This is a genomic window from Microlunatus sp. M237, assembly GCF_056896895.1.
Genome location: NZ_JBXHBL010000001.1, coordinates 414,795 through 433,711 on the forward strand (window position 1 = coordinate 414,795; position 18,917 = coordinate 433,711).

Annotated in this window: 16 protein-coding genes; 5 read left to right on the top strand and 11 right to left on the bottom strand. The window is 69.3% G+C overall.

Translation table 11 applies throughout. The annotated features are described in order from the left end of the window. Positions 1 to 5: 5 nt before the first annotated feature. The 9 genes from AC1XX3_RS01960 to AC1XX3_RS02000 all read right to left on the bottom strand — a co-directional run bounded on the left by AC1XX3_RS01960 (position 6) and on the right by AC1XX3_RS02000 (position 10,961). The gene (locus AC1XX3_RS01960; protein ID WP_483319390.1) at positions 6 to 1,499 is read right to left on the bottom strand and encodes a CoA-acylating methylmalonate-semialdehyde dehydrogenase; all 1,494 of its coding nucleotides are present in this window, start codon (positions 1,497 to 1,499) and stop codon (positions 6 to 8) included. Positions 1,500 to 1,508: 9 nt separating this feature from the next. After that, the gene (locus AC1XX3_RS01965) at positions 1,509 to 2,549 is read right to left on the bottom strand and encodes a Gfo/Idh/MocA family protein (protein WP_483319391.1); all 1,041 of its coding nucleotides are present in this window, start codon (positions 2,547 to 2,549) and stop codon (positions 1,509 to 1,511) included. After that, entirely contained in the window at positions 2,546 to 3,460 is a 915-nt protein-coding gene (locus tag AC1XX3_RS01970) for a TIM barrel protein (protein WP_483319392.1), read from the bottom strand. The genes AC1XX3_RS01965 and AC1XX3_RS01970 overlap by 4 nt, the downstream gene beginning before the upstream one ends. A gap of 46 nt (positions 3,461 to 3,506) precedes the next feature. Beyond that, positions 3,507 to 5,417 carry a 3D-(3,5/4)-trihydroxycyclohexane-1,2-dione acylhydrolase (decyclizing) gene (iolD, locus tag AC1XX3_RS01975; protein WP_483319393.1) on the bottom strand — a complete coding sequence of 637 codons (1,911 nt, stop codon included), beginning with the start codon at positions 5,415 to 5,417 and terminating at the stop codon, positions 3,507 to 3,509. A 1-nt stretch (position 5,418) separates the two neighbouring features. After that, positions 5,419 to 6,300, bottom strand: a complete 882-nt coding sequence (gene iolB, locus AC1XX3_RS01980) for a 5-deoxy-glucuronate isomerase (protein WP_483319394.1) — start codon at positions 6,298 to 6,300, stop codon at positions 5,419 to 5,421. Then, positions 6,297 to 7,223, bottom strand: coding sequence for a Cgl0159 family (beta/alpha)8-fold protein (locus AC1XX3_RS01985; RefSeq protein ID WP_483319395.1), 927 nt, complete (start codon positions 7,221 to 7,223; stop codon positions 6,297 to 6,299). Before AC1XX3_RS01985 ends, iolB begins: the two co-directional genes overlap by 4 nt. Further along, positions 7,220 to 8,230 (bottom strand): 5-dehydro-2-deoxygluconokinase, encoded by a 1,011-nt coding sequence (gene iolC, locus AC1XX3_RS01990; RefSeq protein WP_483319396.1) that lies wholly within the window; start codon positions 8,228 to 8,230, stop codon positions 7,220 to 7,222. The genes AC1XX3_RS01985 and iolC overlap by 4 nt, the downstream gene beginning before the upstream one ends. Before the next feature lie 114 nt (positions 8,231 to 8,344). Further along, complete coding sequence (locus AC1XX3_RS01995) at positions 8,345 to 9,322, bottom strand: glycosyltransferase family 2 protein (protein ID WP_483320198.1); 978 nt, start codon at positions 9,320 to 9,322, stop codon at positions 8,345 to 8,347. A gap of 97 nt (positions 9,323 to 9,419) precedes the next feature. Then, positions 9,420 to 10,961, bottom strand: coding sequence for an LCP family protein (locus AC1XX3_RS02000; RefSeq protein WP_483319397.1), 1,542 nt, complete (start codon positions 10,959 to 10,961; stop codon positions 9,420 to 9,422). A gap of 135 nt (positions 10,962 to 11,096) precedes the next feature. On the opposite strand from AC1XX3_RS02000, the gene AC1XX3_RS02005 reads away from it, so the two are divergent. Further along, on the top strand, positions 11,097 to 12,275 hold the full coding sequence (locus AC1XX3_RS02005; protein ID WP_483319398.1) for an LCP family protein: 1,179 nt from the start codon (positions 11,097 to 11,099) through the stop codon (positions 12,273 to 12,275). A gap of 7 nt (positions 12,276 to 12,282) precedes the next feature. On the opposite strand, the gene AC1XX3_RS02010 is transcribed toward AC1XX3_RS02005, so the two are convergent. Then, positions 12,283 to 13,335 (bottom strand): Gfo/Idh/MocA family protein, encoded by a 1,053-nt coding sequence (locus tag AC1XX3_RS02010; protein ID WP_483319399.1) that lies wholly within the window; start codon positions 13,333 to 13,335, stop codon positions 12,283 to 12,285. Between the two features lie 102 nt (positions 13,336 to 13,437). Then, complete coding sequence (locus AC1XX3_RS02015; RefSeq protein ID WP_483319400.1) at positions 13,438 to 14,121, bottom strand: GntR family transcriptional regulator; 684 nt, start codon at positions 14,119 to 14,121, stop codon at positions 13,438 to 13,440. Between the two features lie 287 nt (positions 14,122 to 14,408). On the opposite strand from AC1XX3_RS02015, the gene AC1XX3_RS02020 reads away from it, so the two are divergent. From AC1XX3_RS02020 to AC1XX3_RS02035, 4 genes are read left to right on the top strand one after another with little or no spacing between them, the layout of a single operon-like run. Continuing rightward, positions 14,409 to 16,136, top strand: a complete 1,728-nt coding sequence (locus AC1XX3_RS02020) for a GH39 family glycosyl hydrolase (protein WP_483319401.1) — start codon at positions 14,409 to 14,411, stop codon at positions 16,134 to 16,136. Then, the gene (locus AC1XX3_RS02025) at positions 16,133 to 16,972 is read left to right on the top strand and encodes an aldo/keto reductase (RefSeq protein WP_483319402.1); all 840 of its coding nucleotides are present in this window, start codon (positions 16,133 to 16,135) and stop codon (positions 16,970 to 16,972) included. Before AC1XX3_RS02020 ends, AC1XX3_RS02025 begins: the two co-directional genes overlap by 4 nt. Before the next feature lie 44 nt (positions 16,973 to 17,016). Continuing rightward, a complete protein-coding gene (locus AC1XX3_RS02030; RefSeq protein ID WP_483319403.1) occupies positions 17,017 to 18,000 on the top strand; it encodes a carbohydrate ABC transporter permease in 984 nt (327 codons plus the stop codon). After that, positions 17,997 to 18,893, top strand: coding sequence for a carbohydrate ABC transporter permease (locus AC1XX3_RS02035; protein ID WP_483319404.1), 897 nt, complete (start codon positions 17,997 to 17,999; stop codon positions 18,891 to 18,893). Before AC1XX3_RS02030 ends, AC1XX3_RS02035 begins: the two co-directional genes overlap by 4 nt. Positions 18,894 to 18,917: the final 24 nt, after the last annotated feature.

Below are 18,917 nucleotides of genomic sequence, written 5' to 3' on the forward strand. Positions count from 1 at the left end.
AGACGTCAGGAGTTTTGCGGGAACCCGAGGTTCAGTCCGCCGTGGCTGGGGTCGAGCCAGCGGGATGTGACCACCTTGGTCCGGGTGAAGAAGTGCACGCCATCGGTGCCGTGAGCGTGGGTGTCGCCGAACAGCGAGGACTTCCAGCCGCCGAAGGAGAAGTACGCCATCGGCACCGGCACCGGCACATTGACGCCGATCATCCCGACCTGGATCTCGTTGGCGAAGCGCCGGGCAGCGCCGCCGTCGTTGGTGAAGATGGCGGTCCCGTTGCCGTACGGGTTGGCGTTGATCAAGGCGACGCCGTCGGCGTAGCTGTCGACCCGGAGCACCGCGAGCACCGGGCCGAAGATCTCGTCGGTGTAGATGGACATGTCGGGACTGACATGGTCGAACAGCGTCGGTCCGACGAAGAAGCCCTGGCCGTCGCTGTCGGGCTGTACCCGCCGCCCATCCACCACCACGGTCGCACCGGCGGCCTCGCCCGCGTCGACGTAGCCCAGCACCCGGTCCCGCGCCTGGGCTGTGACCAGCGGACCCATGTCAGCGCCGCGGCGGCCGTCCCCAGTGCGCAGGGTGAGCGTTCGTTCCCTGATCTTGCCGACCAGCTCGTCGGCGATGTCGGCGACGGCGACGACAGCCGAGATGGCCATGCACCGTTCGCCGGCCGAGCCGTAGCCGGCGTTGACCGCCTGGTCGGCGGCCAGGTCGAGGTCGGCGTCGGGAAGCACCAGCATGTGGTTCTTGGCGCCGCCGAGAGCCTGCACCCGCTTGCCGTGGGCGGTGGCCGTCTCGTACACGTGGCGGGCGATCGGGGTCGAGCCGACGAACGAGACCGACGCGATGTCGGGGTGGGTGAGCAGCGCGTCGACGGCGGTCTTGTCGCCGTTCACCACATTGAAGACACCGTCGGGCAGGCCGGCCTCCTGCCACAGCCGGGCCATCCACAAGGCGGCGGTGGGCACCTTCTCACTCGGCTTCAGCACCACGGTGTTGCCGGCGGCGATGGCGATCGGGAAGAACCACATCGGCACCATGGCGGGGAAGTTGAACGGCGAGATGATCACCACCGGTCCCAGCGGCTGCCGGACCGAGTGCACGTCGACACCGGTCGAGGCGTTCTCGGTGAACCCACCCTTGAGCAGGTGCGGCATGCCGCAGGCGAACTCCACCACCTCCTGGCCGCGGGTCACCTCACCGAGCGCGTCGGAGAGCACCTTGCCGTGCTCGGCGGTGATGATCGCGGCCAGCTCGTCCTTGCGCTGGTTCAACAGCTCGCGGAAGGCGAACAGCACCTGGGAGCGCTTGGCCAGCGAGGTGTCGCGCCAGGCCGGGAACGCGTCCACCGCCGACGCCACCACGGCATCGACGTCGGCTGGCGTGGCCAGCGCGAGCCGAGCGCTGACCTGGCCGGTGGCTGGGTCGGTCACGTCGGCGAAGCGGGTGGAGCTGCCCTCGAACGAGCTGCCGTTCGCGAAGTGATGAAGCGTGGTCGCCATGATCGGGTCCTACTTTCCTAGCGGGCTCAACGGGGTGCGGGCAGCGGTCACCGGTCGGAGGGCCATCTCGACAGTGACCTTCTCGCCGGTCGCGACGGCGCGGACGCCGGCCTCACAGACCGCCACGGCTGCGTAGCCGTCCCAGGCTGTCGGTCCGTCGACGCCACCGTGACGGGCGGCGTCGACCCAGCGTTGCAGCTCGGTGTCGTACGCCCGCGCGAAGCGCTCGACGAAGCCCGAGGCGATGGGAGAGCCGCAGCGCCCGTCCGCCGACTTCACCACGAGGTTGGTGTCCAGACCGATGAGGGCACTGCCGGACTCCCCCACCACCTCGGTGCGGACCTCATAGCCCACGCCGGTGCGGACGAAGATCTCGTCGGTGACCAGGGCACCGGCGTCGGTCTCGAAGATCACCATCATCGGGTCGTCGAAGCCGGCCGGCGCCTTGCTGGTCGGCCTTCCCCGGACCACCTGGACGGTGGTGATCTCGCAGTCCAGCAGGAACCTGGCGATGTCGACCTCGTGCACGACCGAGTCACGGATCATCATCTCGGCGTCGAAGTGCCCCGGTGCGGCGGGGTTGCGATGGGTGCAGTGCAGCAGCAGCGGCGTGCCGACCCCGCCGTCGGCGATGAGCTTGCGCAGCGCGACGTACTCGGCGTCGAAACGGCGCATGAAGCCCACCTGGACCAGCTGGCGACCGAGCGTGGCCTCCCGGGCGACGATCGCGTACGCGCTGTCGATCTCGGTGGTCAGCGGCTTCTCGCACAGCACCGGGATCCCCCGGTCCAGGCAGGCCAGCACCTGCGCCTCGTGGGCCGGTCCGGGCGAGGCGATCACCACAGCGTCGACGTCGTCGGCGTTGATCGCCTCCACCGGGTCCGCCACCACCCGTGCCCCGGGCACCGTCGCTGCCACCGCAGCGGCCCGGTCGGCGGAGAAGTCGTTGACGACCGTGACGCGAGCCCCGCGGGTGCGCCGGCTCAGCCCGTCGACGTGGTAGCTGCCCATCACCCCGACGCCGAGGACGGCGACGCGCAGCTCGGTCACCGCACCACACCCATGTCGATCGCGACGCTGCTGCAGCCGGCCAGATACGCCTTGGTCCGCCGGGCGATCGGCAGCGGCACCTCTGGCGCGCACGGATACAGGTCGTGCTCGATGATTCCGGCGATGTCGCGGTCCAGCCCGGCCAGCGCCTCCAGCACCGGCGCCATGGCGGGCACCCCCAGCGGCGGCTCGGTCATCGCCCCCATCCGGACGGCTTCTGGCCAGACGAGGTTGCGGTCCCGGACGACCTCCATCACCGCCGGGTTCACCTGCTTGAGGTGCACATAGCCGATCCGCTCGGGGTAGGTGGTGATCAGCTCCACCGGATCGCCGCCGTAGTAGGCGACGTGGCCGGTGTCCAGGCACAGGTTCACGTAGTCGGGGTTGGTCGCCTCGAGGAACCGCTCGATCTCGGACTGGTAGCCGACGTGGCTCTCGGCGTGGGAGTGGAACTGCACAGCCAAGCCGTACTCCTGGCCGATCCGACGACCGAGCTCGTCGGTCTGTCGGGTCAGCAGCGACCACTGCTCGTCGGTCAGGGTGGACGGTTCGAGCTCGGCACCGGTCTTCTCATCGCGGTACATGCCGGGGATGACCACGATGTGCTCGCCCCCCATCGCGCTGGTCAGCGCGGCGACCTCGGTGACCTGCTGCCAGGTGGCGTCCCAGGCGTCGGGGTGGTGCAGCCGGGAGAAGACGGTGCCGGCCAGCACCGACAGCCCATGCTCGGCCAACGCCTCGCGCAGCTCGCCGGGGTCGGTCGGCAGGTAGCCGTACGGACCGAGCTCGATCGCGTCGTAGCCGGCCTCGGCCACCTCGGCGAGAAAGGTGCCCGCCGGCACCTGCGCCGGGTCGCTGGGGAACCACACGCCCCACGAGTCGGGGGCGGTTCCGATGCGGATCTTGGGCACTGCGTCACTCCTGAGGGGGTCCGGGGTCACCGTTGCGGGGTCGAGGTCAGCGAGTTGCGGGCGGACGCAGATAGGCCCGCTGCGTCGCCTTGTGGAGGTCGTAGTCGGCCCGGGCGGCCTGGGTGGATGACAGCGTGGAGACCTCGCTCACGGGTACGTCCCACCAGGCGTCGGAGTCGGGCGCGTGCACCAGCGGGTCGGTCTCGACGTAGATCACGGTGCTGACCTCGGCTGCCTTGGCCACCTTCACCGCGTCGGCGAACTCGGCCGCGGTGGCGACCTTGATCACGTCCACCCCCAGGCTGGCCGCGTTGGCGGCCAGGTCGACCGGCAGGAAGTCGCCGTCCAACCGGCCACTGGCGGAGCGCCGCCGATAGCGGGTGCCGAAACGCTGCGAGCCCAGCGACTCCGACAGCGCCCCGATGGAGGCGAAGCCGTGGTTCTGCACCAGCACGGTGATGATCTTGATGCCCTCCTGGACGGCGGTCGCCAGCTCGGTGGCCATCATCAGATAGGAGCCGTCACCGACCATCACGAACACGTCGCGGTCAGGACAGGCCATGGCCACACCGAGTCCGCCGGCCACCTCGTAGCCCATGCAGGAGTAGCCGTACTCCACGTGGTAGCCCAGCGGGTCGCGGGTCCGCCACAGCTTGTGCAGATCGCCCGGCATCGACCCGGCTGCGCAGACCACCACGTCGGACGGCTCGGACAGCTCGTTCACCAGGCCGATCACCTCTCCCTGGCTGAGCAGCCCGGCCTCGGTCAGGCCCGGCTCCGGGTGGTACGTGGCGTCCACCACCGCAGCCCACTCGGCCTGAAGCTCGCTCACCCTGCTCGCGTAGTCCGCGTCGACCCGATAACCGGTCAAGGCCGCGGTCAGTGCCGTCAGCCCTTCCCGGGCGTCGGCCACCACGCTCAGTCCCGACTGCTTGACCGAGTCGAGCACGGCGACGTTGAGGTTGACGAAACGGACGCCGGGTGCGGCGAAGGCGGTCCGGCTGGCGGTGGTGAAGTCGGAGTAGCGGGTGCCGACCCCGATCACCAGGTCGGCTTCCCGGGCGATCGCGTTCGCCGCTGTCGTCCCGGTCGATCCGATCGCACCGAGGCACTGTGGGTGGTCGTGGACCAGCGACCCCTTGCCTGCCTGGGTCTGTCCGACCGGGATGCCGGTCGCCGCGCAGAACGCGGCCAGCGCGGCCTCGGCGCCGGAGTAGCCGACCCCGCCGCCGGCGACGACCAGCGGCCGCTCGGCGGCCCGGATCGCCGCCACCGCCGCCGCGAGCGCTGCCGGCTCCGGCAGCGGCCGGGCCAGGTGCCAGACCCGCGTCGCGAAGAGGTCCTCGGGCCAGTCGTGCGCCTGCGCCTGGACGTCCTGCGGCAGGCAGATGGTGACGGCCCCGGTCGCCACCGGGTCGGTCAGCACCCGCATCGCCGACAGCAGCGCGGCAGGCAGCTGCTCCGGCCGCCAGACCCGGTCGAAATAGCTGGAGACGGGGCGGAAGCAGTCGTTGACGCTCAGGTCACCGGCATACGGCGCCTCCAGCTCCTGCAGCAGCGGCGACGCGCTGCGGTCGGCGAAGGTGTCCGACGGCAGCAGCAGCACCGGCAGCCGGTTGATGTTGGCCAGTGCGGCGCCGGTGACCATGTTGGTGGCACCCGGGCCGACGCTGGTCGTCACGGCCCAGATCTGGCGCCGGCGCTTCATCCGGGCGTACGCCACCGCGGTGTGCACCATCGCCTGCTCGTTGCGACCCAGCACGTACGGCAGCGCGTCCGGCTCGGACAGCTCGGCCTGCAGCAGTGCCTGGCCCACGCCGGCGACGTTGCCGTGGCCGAAGATGCCCAGGCAGCCGGCGAAGAGCTTCTGCTCCACCCCGTCGGACTCGGTGACCTGGGCGGCGAGGAACCTCACCGTGGCCTGGGCGACGGTGAGGCGGACGGTGCTGGCTGCCATGTCAGTGGCCTTCCTGCGACGAGACGAGGCGCGGGTCGACCGGCTGGTCGGCCCAGGTGCTGCGGATCCAGCCCTGGTCGGGATGGTCACGGATCAGCCAGGCCCGCTCGTCGGCGGGGCCGGCCATCACGTTGAGGTAGTACATGTCCGAGCCCGGCCCGGCGACGCAGGGACCGTGCCAGCCGTGCGGGACGAGCACGGTGTCACGGTCGTGGACCTCCTCCAAGACGTCCATCTCGGCACCCGAGGAGGATGTTCGGTGGAAGCCGAAGCCCGGTTGGCCGTCGGGGCCGGCGGCGATCTCGAAGTAGTAGATCTCCTCCAGCTCGGCCTCGGTGGCGCTCTGCTGGTCGTGCTTGTGTGCCGGGTAGGACGACCAGTTGCCCGCCGGGGTGATCACTTCGCAGGCGATGATCTTGCCGGCCTCGAAGGCCTCCGGGGTGGCGAAGTTGCGTACCAACCGGCTGCACCGGCCCGCCCCGCGCAGCTCGACCGGGACCGCGCCGGCCGGCCCGTGGCGCGCCGGCAGCCGCTCGGTGGTGCGGGCGCCGGCCAGCGCGAACCGGCCGCCGCCAGCGGAGCGCAGCACGGCGCGTGAGTCGAGCGGCAGATAGGCGAAGTCGGTCGGGCCGGCGAAGACGTCGGCGCGACCAGCCAGCTCGATCGAGATGGCGTCGACCTCGACGTCGACCGACCCCTGCAGCGGCACGAGGAGCATCTCGTCCGGTCCGGTGTGCAGCAGGTGGCTGCCGCCGGCCGGCAGGTTCACCACCCGCAGGCTGGAGTAGCCCCAGCCGGCGGACTCCGGAGTGACGTCCACGGCGATGCCGTCCGGCCCAGCGGGCGCCGCCGGCAGGAAATAGGGCGAGCGGGGCCGGGTCATCGTGGGCGCACCATCGCCACGGCGGTGTCGACGGCGCCGACCACGTCATCGTCGGCGGGATAGAGCAGGGCCCGCCCCACCACCAGGCCCCGGACCGAGGGCAGCGCAAGCGCTGCGGCCCAGGCGGCGTAGGTCGCGTCCGGAGCACCGGCGTCCGGGTCGCCGCCGAGCAGCAGGGTGGGCAACGTGGTCGCCTCCATCACCCGTGCCATCTCCGGCACCACCGGCAGCTTCAACCAGGTGTAGGCACTGGAGGCGCCCAGCCCTTGGGCGATGTGGACGGATCTGATCACGGCGTCGGTGGACAGGTCGTTGACCACCGTGCCGTCGACCCGGCGACAGAGGAACGGCTCGACCAGGGCCACCAGCTCGGCCCGGTTCAGCTCGCTGATGGCGCGCCCGCAGGCCTCCAGCGTGCGTACCGTCGCCGGGTCGTCCAGGTCGATCCGGGTCAGCATCTTGGCGCCGTCGCAGCCGGCCTCGAGCGTGCCCTGCACGTCGAAGCCGGTGAGCCGGTCGTCGAGCTCGAAGGACGATCCCTGCAGCCCGCCGCGGTTCAGCGAGGAGAAGATGATCTTGTCCTCCAGCGCACCGAGCAGCACCAGGTCCTCGAGAATGTCGGCCGTCGCGAGCACGCCATCGACCCCTGGGCGGGCCAGGGCCGTGGTCAGCCGGGTCAGCAGCTCGGTCCGGCTGGCCATGGCGTTCGGACGTCCGCTGGCCGCCAGCGACCCCCGCGCCGGATGGTCGCAGGCGATGATCATCAGCCTCCCGTCGTGGCCGACCAGCGGTCTGCGCCGGCGAGAGGAGAGCAGCTTCTTGATCCGCCCCGGCTCGCGGAGCCGGATCTCGGTGAGCTCGGCGATGTCGGTGGCGAACGGGACCGGCGCCTCGGCCGTACCGGTGTCCGATCGCCGGCTCATGATCGGCTCTGCTGCATCGATGCGGTCCGGCCGGCATTGGGATCGCCACCGGCGAGCAGCAGGTCGATCTCACGCTCGGTGGGCATGGCGGTGGAGCACTCCAGCCGGGAGGCGACGATGGCGCCGGCCGCGTTGGCGTTGGCCAGCACCTTGGCCAGCGGCCAGCCGGCCAGCAGCCCATGGGCCAGCGAGCCGCCGAAGCTGTCGCCCGCTCCCAGTCCGTTCAGCGGCTGGATCTCGATCGGCGGTGACTCCACCCGTTCGGTACGGGTCTTGGCCAGCACCCCCTTGGGGCCCTGCTTGACCACGGCGAGCTCGACGCCGGCGTCCAGCAGCGCATCGGCGGCACGCTCCGGGTCGCTCTCGCCCACCGCGACCTCGCACTCCTCCCGGTTGCCCACCGCCACCGTCACGAACGGCAGCGCCGTGCGGATCTGCTCACCGGCGTGGGCGGCCGTCTCCCAGAACATCGGGCGATAGTCGAGGTCGAGCACGGTGTACGGCTGGCGCGACCGCGCCTCGAGCACAGCGAAGTGGGACGACCGGCTCGGTTCCTCGCTGAGACCGCTGACCGAGAGCCACAACAGGTCGGTCCCACGGACAGCGTCGAAGTCGATGTCGCCGACGCGGACCTGCAGGTCGGGCGCACTCGGCTTGCGATAGAACCACAGCGGGAAGTTGTCCGGCGGGAAGATCTCGCAGAAGGTGACCGGGGTGGCGTACTCGGAGTTGACGACCACGTGCGCGTCGTCGACGTCCAGGTCGCGCAGCGCACGGCGGACGAAGCGGCCGAACGGGTCGTCGCCGACTCCGGTGATGATGGCCGCTCGTCGGCCCAGCCGGGCGGCGGCGACCGCCACGTTGGCGGTGGTCCCGCCCAGATATTTGCCGAAGGTCTCCACATCCTCGAGCCCGACCCCGATCTGGTGCGGGTAGATGTCCACCCCGCTGCGGCCAAAGGTCAGCACCTCCAGCGCGGCCGGGCGAAAGGGGACCTCGGACCTCATAGCTCTCCTTCGATGCCAGAACCCGTGCCGCAGTATGTCAAGACAAAGTATCAAGCCAGACCGTCGTGCGCTAGGACGTTCCGCTCCCCGAGGAAAGCGCCGACTCGGCTGCTATCAAGACGGCATTGTCGGCCGGCGATCTCGCAGGCCGACCAGGAATCCGGTCCCCCAGCACAGGTGCATCGTGGCCAGGACCACCGGAAGCCAGCGGCGCGCGGCCGGGCTGATCTCCTTGGGCGTGGTCGCGGCCCCGGCGACCACCAAGGCGAGGTAGCCCAGCGGGGCGAGGAAGCCGACGCGCAGCCAGTGTCGCCGGCTCAGCAGCCCCACCAGCCCGGCCGCGGTGCCGCCGCCGATGCCGAGGACCGCGACCGGCGGAGCGAGGTAGCGGTGTCCGGCGGTCTCCGGATGCCGGCGGACGACCTCGCGGCGCCACTTGCCGGTCTCGTACATCTGCGCGGCCAGGGCACGCAGCGACGAACGCGGCCGGTAGGTCACCTTCAGCTCCGGCGAGAACCAGATCAGCTGACCCGCCTGCCGGAGCCGATAGTTCAGCTCCCAGTCCTGGGCGCGATGCATCGTCTCGTCGAACCCGCCGACCGCCAGCAACGCGTCCTTGCGGAAGACACCCAGGAAGACCGTGTCAGCCTCGCCGGCCGGCGAGTCCGCCAGATGGAACCGGGAGCCGCCCATCCCCAGCCTGGTCGTGTACGCGCACGCGACAGCTTCCTCGAAGGCGCTCTCCCCCTGGGCGTCCATCACCCCGCCCACGTTGGCCGCGCCGGTGCTGGCCAGCAGCGCCACCGCTGTCGCGATGTAGCCGTCGGTCAGTTCGCCGTGGCCGTCCACCCGGACGATGATGTCGTAGCGCGACGCGGCGATCGCGGTGTTGAGGGCGTGCGGCGTACGTCCGGCCGGGTTGTCGACCACCCGCAACCGGTGGTCCTGGGCGGCGAGCTCGGCCGCGATCTCGGCCGTACGGTCGGAGCTCGGACCGACGGCCATCACCACCTCGAGCGGACCCGGATAGTGCTGGTCGAGCACCCGGCGGACGGCGTTACGCAGGTGGCGCTCTTCGTTCAGCACCGGCATCACCACGCTGACTCCGGGCAAGGAGTCGTCGGTCAGGTCGGTGCTGGGGGTCTCGTTCACGGAGAACATCATGCCGTCCGGCCCGGCTGTGGCCGCATTAGCGCGCCGAGCACACGCTCGCCAGGTCCTCGGTGTCCTGCGGTGCCTTGGTGCTGCTGGCCGATGGGCTGGCCGACGCCGACTGCTTCGCGCTCGGCTCGGCCGATCCCTTCGTACTCGGCTCGGCCGATCCCTTCGTGCTCGGCTCCGCGGAGGTCGTCGTCGGTTGGGCAGCAGGCTTCGCCGCCGGCTTCTCGCCCCGGTCGGCGGCTTCCGCCGTCTCGATCTTGGTCCGCACCAGCTCATGCATGACGGGGAACTTCGGGCTGCCGGGATAGACCAGCGGCGGCACGAACGACAGGCTCGAGATGGGCAGATTCTTGGCCTGAAGCGCCAGCTCCATCAGGCTGTTGATGGTGGAGCCCGGGATGTCGGTGGCCATGATCTGCTTGCCCGCCGAGGCGATGGAGTTGAACTTGGTCAGCACGGTCACCGGGTCGAGCTGGTTCAGCATGGCGCTCATCACGCACTTCTGCCGGGCCATCCGCTCGTAGTCGGAGGAGTCGGCGCGGGACCTGGCGAACCACAGCGCGTCCACCCCGTTCAGGTGCTTGTTCTCGCCCGGCTCGATGTAGCGCGAGATCTTGGTGCTGCCGCCACCGACGGGAACCCGCTTGTTCACGTCCAGCCGGATGCCGCCGACAGCGTCGATCAGGGACTCGAAGCCCTTCAGGTCGATCAGCGCGTAGTAGTTGATCTTCAGCCCGGTGGCGCCCTCGACCGCTTCCTTGGTCGCCTGGGCCCCCGGGTCGTGCACGCCGGGATAGAGGTCCTTGTGTTCGGTGGCATAGGTGTAGACGGCGTTCAGCATGCAGGAGTGGTCGGGGCAGCCGAAGCCGTGCGGGAACCTGGCGTGCAGCGGTGACGACTCCGGGAAGGGGACGTCCTCGAGGTTGCGGGGCAGACTGATCAGCACCGTACGTCCGGTCTCGGCGTCGACACTGGCCACGGTCAGGCTGTCCGGCCGCAGGCCGTCGCGAGTCTTCCCCGCATCCGCACCCATCAGCAAGATGTTGAAGCGACCTGCCTGCTGCTTGGTCTCGCCGCCGCCGGCGAAGACCGCCGCCATCAGGTCACGCTGCGCCGACACCATCGACGCCGACGCGAAGAGGCCGCCGGCCACCGCCAGGACCAGCCCGATATGCAGCACGGCGAACCCCAGGCGATGCTGGCGAGCCAGCTCGGGTGGCCGGGAGATCCGCCACGCGTCCATCAGCAGCCCCGCCCAGCCGAGCCCGAGGCAGACCAGCACCACCTGGACCAGCCGCAGGGTGGGCCCGAAGGTGAAGACCGCGATAGCGCCGCCGCGCCAGACCAGCGCGAGCACCGCGACGAGGATCACCGCAGCCCACAACCCCAACCAGATCCGGATCGCGATCCGCCCGACCCGCTTGTTGCCCGCCGTGAGCTGCGCCGATCCCGGCAGCACCAGGGTCATGGCGAGGAAGGTGAGACCACGCCGGAGCTTGATCCAACTGCTCCGTCGCTCGGTCCCGGGTGCGGTCGAGGCGAAACGCTCGTTCGTGGTGTTACTGGACACCCTCAAGGGCCTTTCGATGTACAACGGGGAAGTGAGGTCTCCGGGGAGATCTGGTGTCAGTATGTCCGCCGCCCGAGGGCCGCCCGATGCGCCACGCCGTCGGAAACGGCTTTGCGCCGGGTAAAGTCCCTGACCATGGGCCGAAGCCGAGACGAGGACCTGAACTGGCTGTACGGCCGCCCGGGCGCACCGGACAACGAGCCGGAGCCGACCCGGGTGATGCCCCCACTGGGGGGCGAACCGACCCCGTCGACCCCTCCGCCGACCCCTGGGCCACCCCACCCCGGCATCGGTGGCTCGCCGGGTCCTCGGCCACCGGATCCTCGGCCGGCGGGTTCTCGGCCGGCGGGACGCCGGCGGCCGGCGCGGACCGCGGTCCGGGTGATCGCCGCCGTGGTCGCACTGCTGGTGGTCTGGCTGATCGGGGTGCCCGCCTACGCCTGGAGCCAGGTGGAGCGCGCCGATGACGCGCCCGCCGGGGACCGGCCGCCGAAGCAGCCCGGCACCGCCCTGCTGCTGCTCGGCTCGGACTCGCGCGAGGGCCTGTCGGCCGCCGAGCGCAAGAAGCTGGGGACCGGCTCCGCAGCGGGCAAGCGGACAGACACGGTCATGGTCATGTACATCCCACCGGGCGGCAAGCCGGCGCTGATCTCCATCCCGCGCGACTCCTATGTCGCCATCCCTGAGCACGGCAAGAACAAGATCAACGCGGCGTACGCCCTCGGCGGGCCGGAGCTGATGGTGCGGACCGTCGAGCAGAGCACGGGGCTGCGCCTGGACGGCTACCTCGAGATCGGGTTCGGCGGGTTCGTCAGCGTCATCGACGCGCTGGGCGGGATCGAGATGTGCCTGCCCACGGCGGTGAAGGACAAGAAGAGCCACATCAACCTCAAGAAGGGGTGCCAGACACTCGGCGGCGCCGACGCCCTGGGCTACGTCCGGATGCGGTACGCCGACCCGCAGGGCGACCTCGGCCGGGTCCAGCGGCAGCGGCAGATGCTGGCCGCCGTGGCCGCCGAGGCGGCCTCACCGGCGACCGTGCTGAACCCGGTGCGCTACTGGCGGGTCTGCAACGCCTCCACTCAGTCAGTCAGCGTCGGCGAGGACACCAGCGCCTGGGAGATGGCCAAGCTCGCGCTCGCCCTCCGCAAGGTCTCCGGTGACGGCGGCTACACCCTCACCGTGCCGGTCGCCAGCACCGACGCGTCGACCGCGGCCGGCTCGGCGGTGCTATGGGACACCACGAAGGCCAAGGCGCTGTTCTCCGACCTGGCCCGTGGCGACACCTCCGAGCTCGGCCAGTACGTGGAGTGAGCAGGGGTCAGACGGCGTGGCCGCGGACCGTGGCCATCTGCTGGGCGGTGAGGGCCAACCGCATCGCCTCGAAGGTGTGCTCCTGCGGGCAGGCCGTCCGGGTGCCGTTGCGGACGTCGTTCAGCACGTCGGCGTAGTAGGTCAGCACGACGTCTGAGGTATCCACGTGATGGGTGCCCTCGGCGTCGACGCAGAACAGGTGGTCGCCACCCTTCCGGCCGGCGATGTCGACGTACTTGCGCATCTCCAGGTAGCCCTCGGTGCCGAGCACCACCAGTCGTCCGTCACCCCAGGTGGGCAGGCCATCGGGGGTGTACCAGTCGACCCGGACGTAACCCTGTGCGGTCTCGCTGCGCAGCAGCACCTCGCCGAAGTCCTGCAGGCCCGGAGTGTCCGGGTGGGCGAAGTTGCCCACCGTGCTGGCCACCACCTCGCCGGTGCTGGAGCCGGTGAACCAGAGGAACTGGTCGATCTGGTGGGACGCGATGTCGGCCAGGATGCCGCCGTAACGCTGCCGGTCGTAGAACCAGTCCGGCCGAGCCTGACCGCCGGCCAGATGCGAGCCGATCCGGTGCGGGCCGAGCCCGAGGGTCTGGACGACGGTGCCGATCCGGCCGGAACGCACGATCTCTCCGGCCCGGCTGACGCAGGGCACCTCGAACCGCTCGGAGAATGTCACCGACCAGAAGTGACCCGACTCCTCGACCGCGGCGCGGATCCGGTCCAGGTCCGCCAGCGTGGTGGCGCCGGGCTTGTCGCTCATCACGTCCTTGCCCGCGCCGAGGGCGGCCAGCGTGATCGCGGTGCGTCGGTCCGGCACCGCGGCGGTGACCACCAGATCGACCGACTCGTGCTCGACCAGCTGCTGCACGTCATCGAACACCGCAGCGTCGGGATAGCGCTGCCGGACCTCGGTCGCCACGGCGGCGGTGGGGTCGTCGGTGGCCAGCCCGACCAGCTCGGCGCCCTGGCCGATCAGCCCGGCCAGCTGGCCGAAGATGTGGGCGTGGTCGAGGCCGACGGCGGCGATCCGTACCGGGGGTGGGGTGGTCGAGGTCATCGAGCTCCTTCGGTCGGGCGCGGTCGGCAAGCACAGCTATGACGTGAGCCTAGAGCGGTGCCGCCGAGGCGCCGCCGCTGCCCCGCCGTGTCTTCGAGAGTCTTAGGCCGGCTTGGTCGGCAGGTCGAGCTTCTTCAATCGCTCGTACGCCCCGCTCAGATGCTTCTGCACCGCTGCGCAGGCCACCGACGGGTCCGCCTGGCTGAGCGCATCTCGCAGCTCGCGATGCTCCAGATGGCCGACCTGGGTGAAGTCGGGGAAGTTCACGTTACGGACGTGCAGGAAGAAGGACACCTGGCTGCGGATCGAGGTCCACACCCGTTGCACCCGTTGGTGATCACAGGCGGCATAGATGATGTCGTGGAACTGGAGGTCGAGCCGGACCGCGTCCTCGGGGCTGACGGTCCCGGTCGCCCCCTTCATCTCCTCCAGCACCGCGTCCATGGCGGCGAACTCCGCCTCCCCCATCCGGGTGCAGGCGCGCTCGCCGGCCAGCCGTTCGATGGCGGTGCGCAGGGTGTGCACCTCCTCGACGTCCACCCGCGTCAGCGTGCTGACGAAGGCGCCGCGATGACGCCGCAGCTCCACGTGCCCTTCAGCCTCGAGCTGGGTGAGTGCCTCGCGGACCGGGCCACGGCTGACGTTGAGGGCGGTAGCCAGCTCGGCCTCCTTGAGGTGCTGGCCCGGTTTGAAGTGGCCGCTGGAGATCATGTCGCGCAGAATCCGCAGCACCACCTCGCTGAGCGCCGGTTGGCTGGGTTGCGGCAGCAGGCCGTCTGGGATCATGCCCTCACCTCGACTCGTGCCTTCCCTCGAACATGGACGGCTGCTCCCGGGGGCGGGACCAGGCGCCAGCGCGTCGGCACAGTGCCGCTCCGGCGACGGGAGCATACCCCCCGACTTCGACGGAGACTCAACCCGCCGGAATCTTAGATTGTTAGCAATTAATCATTGACAATAATTATCCACCTAGCAAGACTCGATCTCCTGACGGAAATGCAGACCCAGCTGCTGGCCGAGGGCCGGCAGCTCCCGAGATCGCCAATCCTGACGTGGAAGGCAGCGAAGCCGACGTGAGCACCAGAACCGCCATGAAGAACCCCGGATTGGCCGACGAGAAGCACCCGTTCCCGCGCTCGGCCCCCAGCGATCCCAGCGCCCCGTTCGTCCGCGAGGCGGTGATCTCGGTGGATGCATCTCTCGACCGCGGCCCCCTGACGCGGCTGTGGGAGAGCTTCGGCTACGACGAGATCAACTGGACCTACACCCCGACGGGCAAGAAGCTGCTCCGGACGTTTGCCGAGCTGGCGCAGCGCCCCTATTACGTCCGGCCGCATTACGTGTTCTGCTCCGGCAGCGGTTTCGGCGTGCCCCACTGGGGCAACGGCAACGTCTACCACGAAGACGCCGACGGCAATCCCTCGTACGACTTCACCATCGCCGACCAGACCTACGACGCGATCGTGGGTGCCGGTCACCACGTGCTGGTCGAGCTGGCCTTCACTCCGCGGGACATGCTGCCCGACCACGCCGATGACCTGGTGGTCGAGGCGAGCCCGACCGTCTACAGCAACTACGAAGCGGGCACGTGGGCGTACCCGCCGCGCGACTACGGCAAGTGGCGCGCGTTGATCGCGGCCCACGCGCGGCACTGCCTGGAACGCTACGGCGAGGCCGAGGTCAACGCCTGGCTCTGGGAGCTGTGGAACGAACCCGACATCTTCTACTGGCGCGGCACCCCGGAGCAGTTCTACGAGCTCTACACGGTGACTGCCGAGGCCGTCCGCAGCGTGCTGCCCCAGGCCAAGGTCGGCGGACCCGCCGTCACCGGCGGCGGGGTCGAGTTCCTTCGCGGCTTCTTGGCCCATACCTCAGCTTCCGGCGTGCCGCTGGACTTCGTCTCCTTCCACACCAAGGGCTCCGCCTTCACGCCATGGCGCGTCTACGGCCCGACCGGCGGCCCAGCGCCTGAGAAGCAGAACCCATCGGCGACCAAGATGCTGTTCGAGGTCCGCCGGATGCTGCGGGTGATTGCCGAGTTCGAGCAGTACGTCGATCTGCCGGCCATCGTGGACGAGTGCGACGCGGGAGTGCCGGCGCACTACAGCGTCTACGACAACGCGAACTTCGCGTTCCAGAACACCGAGTACTACCCCGTCTTCCAGGTGAAGCTGTTCAAGAAGCTCCTCGACCTCAACCAGCAGGAGGCCGTCCAGGTCGAGCAGGCGACGTCGTGGAGCTTCTACTTCGAAGGTGAGCGCTACTTCGAGGGCACCCGGGCGTTCCTGACCGCCGGAGGAGTGGAGAAGCCGCTGCTGAACGCCTACCGGATGATGGCCCAGCTCGGCTCGCGCCGGGTCGAGGCCACCTCCACCGCCGACTGGCCTGTCGGTGACCTCGACCAGATGGCCGGTCGCAACATGCCGGAGGAGATCGACACGCTCGCAGCTCGGGACGACGACGGCTCCGTCGCGGTGCTGGTATGGCGCCACACTGACGACCAGTACCAAGTCGACGAGCAGGCTGCGAGCGTCGAGGTCGGCGTGGCGGGCCTGGACGCCACGAGTTACGAGGTGCAGCATTTCCGGATCGATGCCGACCACAGCAACGCCCACACCGTGTGGCGAGCCCTCGGCTCACCGCAGGACCCGACCGAGGACGAGCTGACCCAGATCAAGCAGCGTCAGGGCTTGGAGGCACTGGGGGCGACCAGCACGCACTCCCCGGCGGACGGGAGCCTCAGCTTCTCGCTGACCCTCCCGCTGCCGTCGGCGTCACTGCTGGTGCTGACTCCCCGATGACCGCCCCCACGTCGCTGACGCTGAACAACGGCGTTTCGATCCCCCAGCTGGGTCTCGGCGTCTTCCAGGTGCCCTCGGCGGACGCGCAGCACGTCGTCGAGGCCGCCTTGGAGATCGGCTACCGCCACATCGACACCGCGGCGGCCTATAACAACGAAGCCGGCGTCGGGGCGGCAGTGCGCGCGTCCGGGCTGGACCGCTCGGAGGTCTTCCTCACCTCCAAGCTGCGTAACGGCGAGCACGGCTTCGACTCGGCCATCTCGGCGTACGCCGACAGCTGCGAGCGGCTCGGCGTGGACCAGCTCGATCTATATCTCGTCCACTGGCCGAACCCGACGGCCGGTCGCTACCTGGACAGCTGGCGGGCGTTGGAGCAGTTGTACGCCGACTCGCGGGTACGCGCCATCGGGCTGTCGAACTTCATCAGCCCATACCTGGAGGAGGTGCTGGCTGCGGCGGAGGTCGTGCCGGCGATCAACCAGATCGAGCTGCATCCCACCTTCGGCCAAGACGAGCTAGTCAGCCGCACTACCGCGGCGGGGATCGCCGTCCAGGCGTACTCGCCGCTCGGTCAGGGGGCCGACCTGTCAGCGCCCGCGGTCACCGAGATCGCCGCCGCACACGAGGTCACACCGGCCCAGGTCGTGCTGCGCTGGCATCTGCAGCGCGGACACGTGGTGATCCCCAAGTCCGCCAGCCGCGAGCGGCTCGCGGAGAACTTCCAGGTCACGGACTTCGAGCTCAGCCCAGCCGAGCTCGCCCGTGTCACCGCGCTGGAGGCGGGCAACCGGATCGGCAACGACCCGCACACCTTCACCCTCAGCCAGATCCGCTAGCTCAGCCCTACTCCGCCTGACAAGAAGGACGAGGAGACTGATCGATGGCGACGCTCTCTGTCCCAACCGACCCCACTCTGATCGGGAACGGATCCACGAAAGGCGCGCGACCGAGCGCTGCGCGCCGGTCGCGGAACCGGCACCGGTCGCTGTGGATCTGGCTGTTCCTGACGCCGACCGTGGTGCTCTACGGGCTGTACACGATCTATCCGATCGTCGCGAGCTACTGGTACTCGCTGGTGGAATGGAACGGCTTCGAGGCCGACCAACGGTTCGTCGGCATCGCCAACTACCAGGCCGTCTTCGCCGACCCGATGTTCTGGAGCTCAGTCAAGATCACCTTGGTGTTCATGCTGTTGGTGGCTCCGGCGCGCATCATCCTCAGCTTCTTGCTGGCCATCGTGCTGAACTCCCCCAAGCTGCCGTTCGCCCGATTGTTCCGCACGGTGTATTTCCTGCCGGTAGTCACCACCACCGCCATCGTTGGGGTGGTGATGCAGTTCATCTTCGACCCGAGCAGCGGGCCCGTCAACGCCGCGCTGCGCACCTTCGGCATCTCCGATGGGGTCAACTTTCTTGGTGACTCCAACACTGCGCTGATCACCGTCTCCGTCATCTACGTCTGGAAGTTCTTCGGCATCACAATGATCTACTGGCTCGCTGCGCTGCAGACCATCTCCCCCGACGTCACCGAGGCGGCCCGGATCGACGGCGCCGGTGTGGTGCAGATCTTCCGCTACATCACCCTCCCCCTGCTGATGCCGTTTCTGATCATCATCAGCCTGCTCACGATCGAGGACACCTTCCGGGCGTTCGACCTGATGCAGACCATGACCGGCGGCGGGCCGTTCTTCAGCACCGAGGTGATCGAGATCTACATTTACCGGTGGGCGTTCGCCGCCTCGATCCCCCAGCTGGGTTTCGCCTCTGCGGCGGCCGTCCTCTTCGGGCTGTTCGTCTTCCTCGTCGGGCTGGTCCAGCTCTGGGGTGTGTACGCTGCCCGCCGGCTCCGGGCGGAGCAGGCATGACCGCCGTCCCGCAGACCACGCCAGCCCGCGTCGGTGCTGTCGTCCCGCCGAGCCGGGCGCGCCGGGCGCTACGTCGACTGCCGTGGTGGATCGCCTTCGGGTTCCTGGTCGTCAGTGCACTGTTGTGGGTCTACCCCTTCGTCTGGATGGTGTCGGCCTCGCTGAAGGACTCGCTTGAGATCTTCTCGGCCGGGCTGGACCTGGTGCCGAAGGTGTTCGCTTGGGACAACTACCGCCGGGCCTGGGACGACGCAGGCTTCGGTCGATACATGATCAACACGGTGATCGTCACCGTCTGGACCGTGGCCATCGTGGTGTTCCGGTGCGCCCTGTGCGGCTACGTGCTGGGACGCTACAGCTTCCGCGGCTCCCGCATCATCATGGGGATCCTGGTGGCGACCCTGTTCGTTCCCACCGGCTACACCATCATCCCGATCGTCAAGCTGTCGTTGCAGCTGGGACTACTCAACTCGCTGACCGGGATGATCCTCGCCCTCAGCGGGGCGGCCAACGTGTCCGCGATCTTGATCTACGCCGGCTATTTCAGGCAGCTGCCGAAGGAGCTGGAGGAGGCGGCGATCGTCGACGGGGCCGGCTTCTTCCGGGTCTTCTTCACCATCATGCTGCCGCTGGCCATGCCGGTCACCGCGACGGTGGCGCTGCTGACCTTCCTCGGGACCTGGAACTCGTTCTTCCTGCCTCTGGTGTTCTCCTTCAGCCGACCCGAGCTGCGCACTCTCAGCGTGGGAATGCAGGCCTTCGTCGGCGAGAACGCCGTCGACTGGTCCGGCATGGCCGCCGCCGGTGTCATCTCGATCATCCCTGTCGTCGTCTTGTTCATCTTCTTGCAGAAGTTCTTCGTCGAAGGCATCGCAGGCGCCGTCAAGTCCTGATCACCAACCCATCCATTCTCAATG

What these genes read in the sequence shown, in the direction of transcription:
- AC1XX3_RS01960 (WP_483319390.1), bottom strand. Translation starts at nt 1,499, where the DNA reads ATGGCGACCACGCTTCATCACTTCGCGAACGGCAGCTCGTTCGAGGGC.
- iolD (WP_483319393.1), bottom strand. Translation starts at nt 5,417, where the DNA reads ATGGCAGCCAGCACCGTCCGCCTCACCGTCGCCCAGGCCACGGTGAGG.
- iolB (WP_483319394.1), bottom strand. Translation starts at nt 6,300, where the DNA reads ATGACCCGGCCCCGCTCGCCCTATTTCCTGCCGGCGGCGCCCGCTGGG.
- AC1XX3_RS01985 (WP_483319395.1), bottom strand. Translation starts at nt 7,223, where the DNA reads ATGAGCCGGCGATCGGACACCGGTACGGCCGAGGCGCCGGTCCCGTTC.
- iolC (WP_483319396.1), bottom strand. Translation starts at nt 8,230, where the DNA reads ATGAGGTCCGAGGTCCCCTTTCGCCCGGCCGCGCTGGAGGTGCTGACC.
- AC1XX3_RS01995 (WP_483320198.1), bottom strand. Translation starts at nt 9,322, where the DNA reads ATGCCGGTGCTGAACGAAGAGCGCCACCTGCGTAACGCCGTCCGCCGG.
- AC1XX3_RS02005 (WP_483319398.1), top strand. Translation starts at nt 11,097, where the DNA reads ATGGGCCGAAGCCGAGACGAGGACCTGAACTGGCTGTACGGCCGCCCG.
- AC1XX3_RS02010 (WP_483319399.1), bottom strand. Translation starts at nt 13,335, where the DNA reads ATGACCTCGACCACCCCACCCCCGGTACGGATCGCCGCCGTCGGCCTC.
- AC1XX3_RS02015 (WP_483319400.1), bottom strand. Translation starts at nt 14,121, where the DNA reads ATGATCCCAGACGGCCTGCTGCCGCAACCCAGCCAACCGGCGCTCAGC.
- AC1XX3_RS02025 (WP_483319402.1), top strand. Translation starts at nt 16,133, where the DNA reads ATGACCGCCCCCACGTCGCTGACGCTGAACAACGGCGTTTCGATCCCC.
- AC1XX3_RS02030 (WP_483319403.1), top strand. Translation starts at nt 17,017, where the DNA reads ATGGCGACGCTCTCTGTCCCAACCGACCCCACTCTGATCGGGAACGGA.
- AC1XX3_RS02035 (WP_483319404.1), top strand. Translation starts at nt 17,997, where the DNA reads ATGACCGCCGTCCCGCAGACCACGCCAGCCCGCGTCGGTGCTGTCGTC.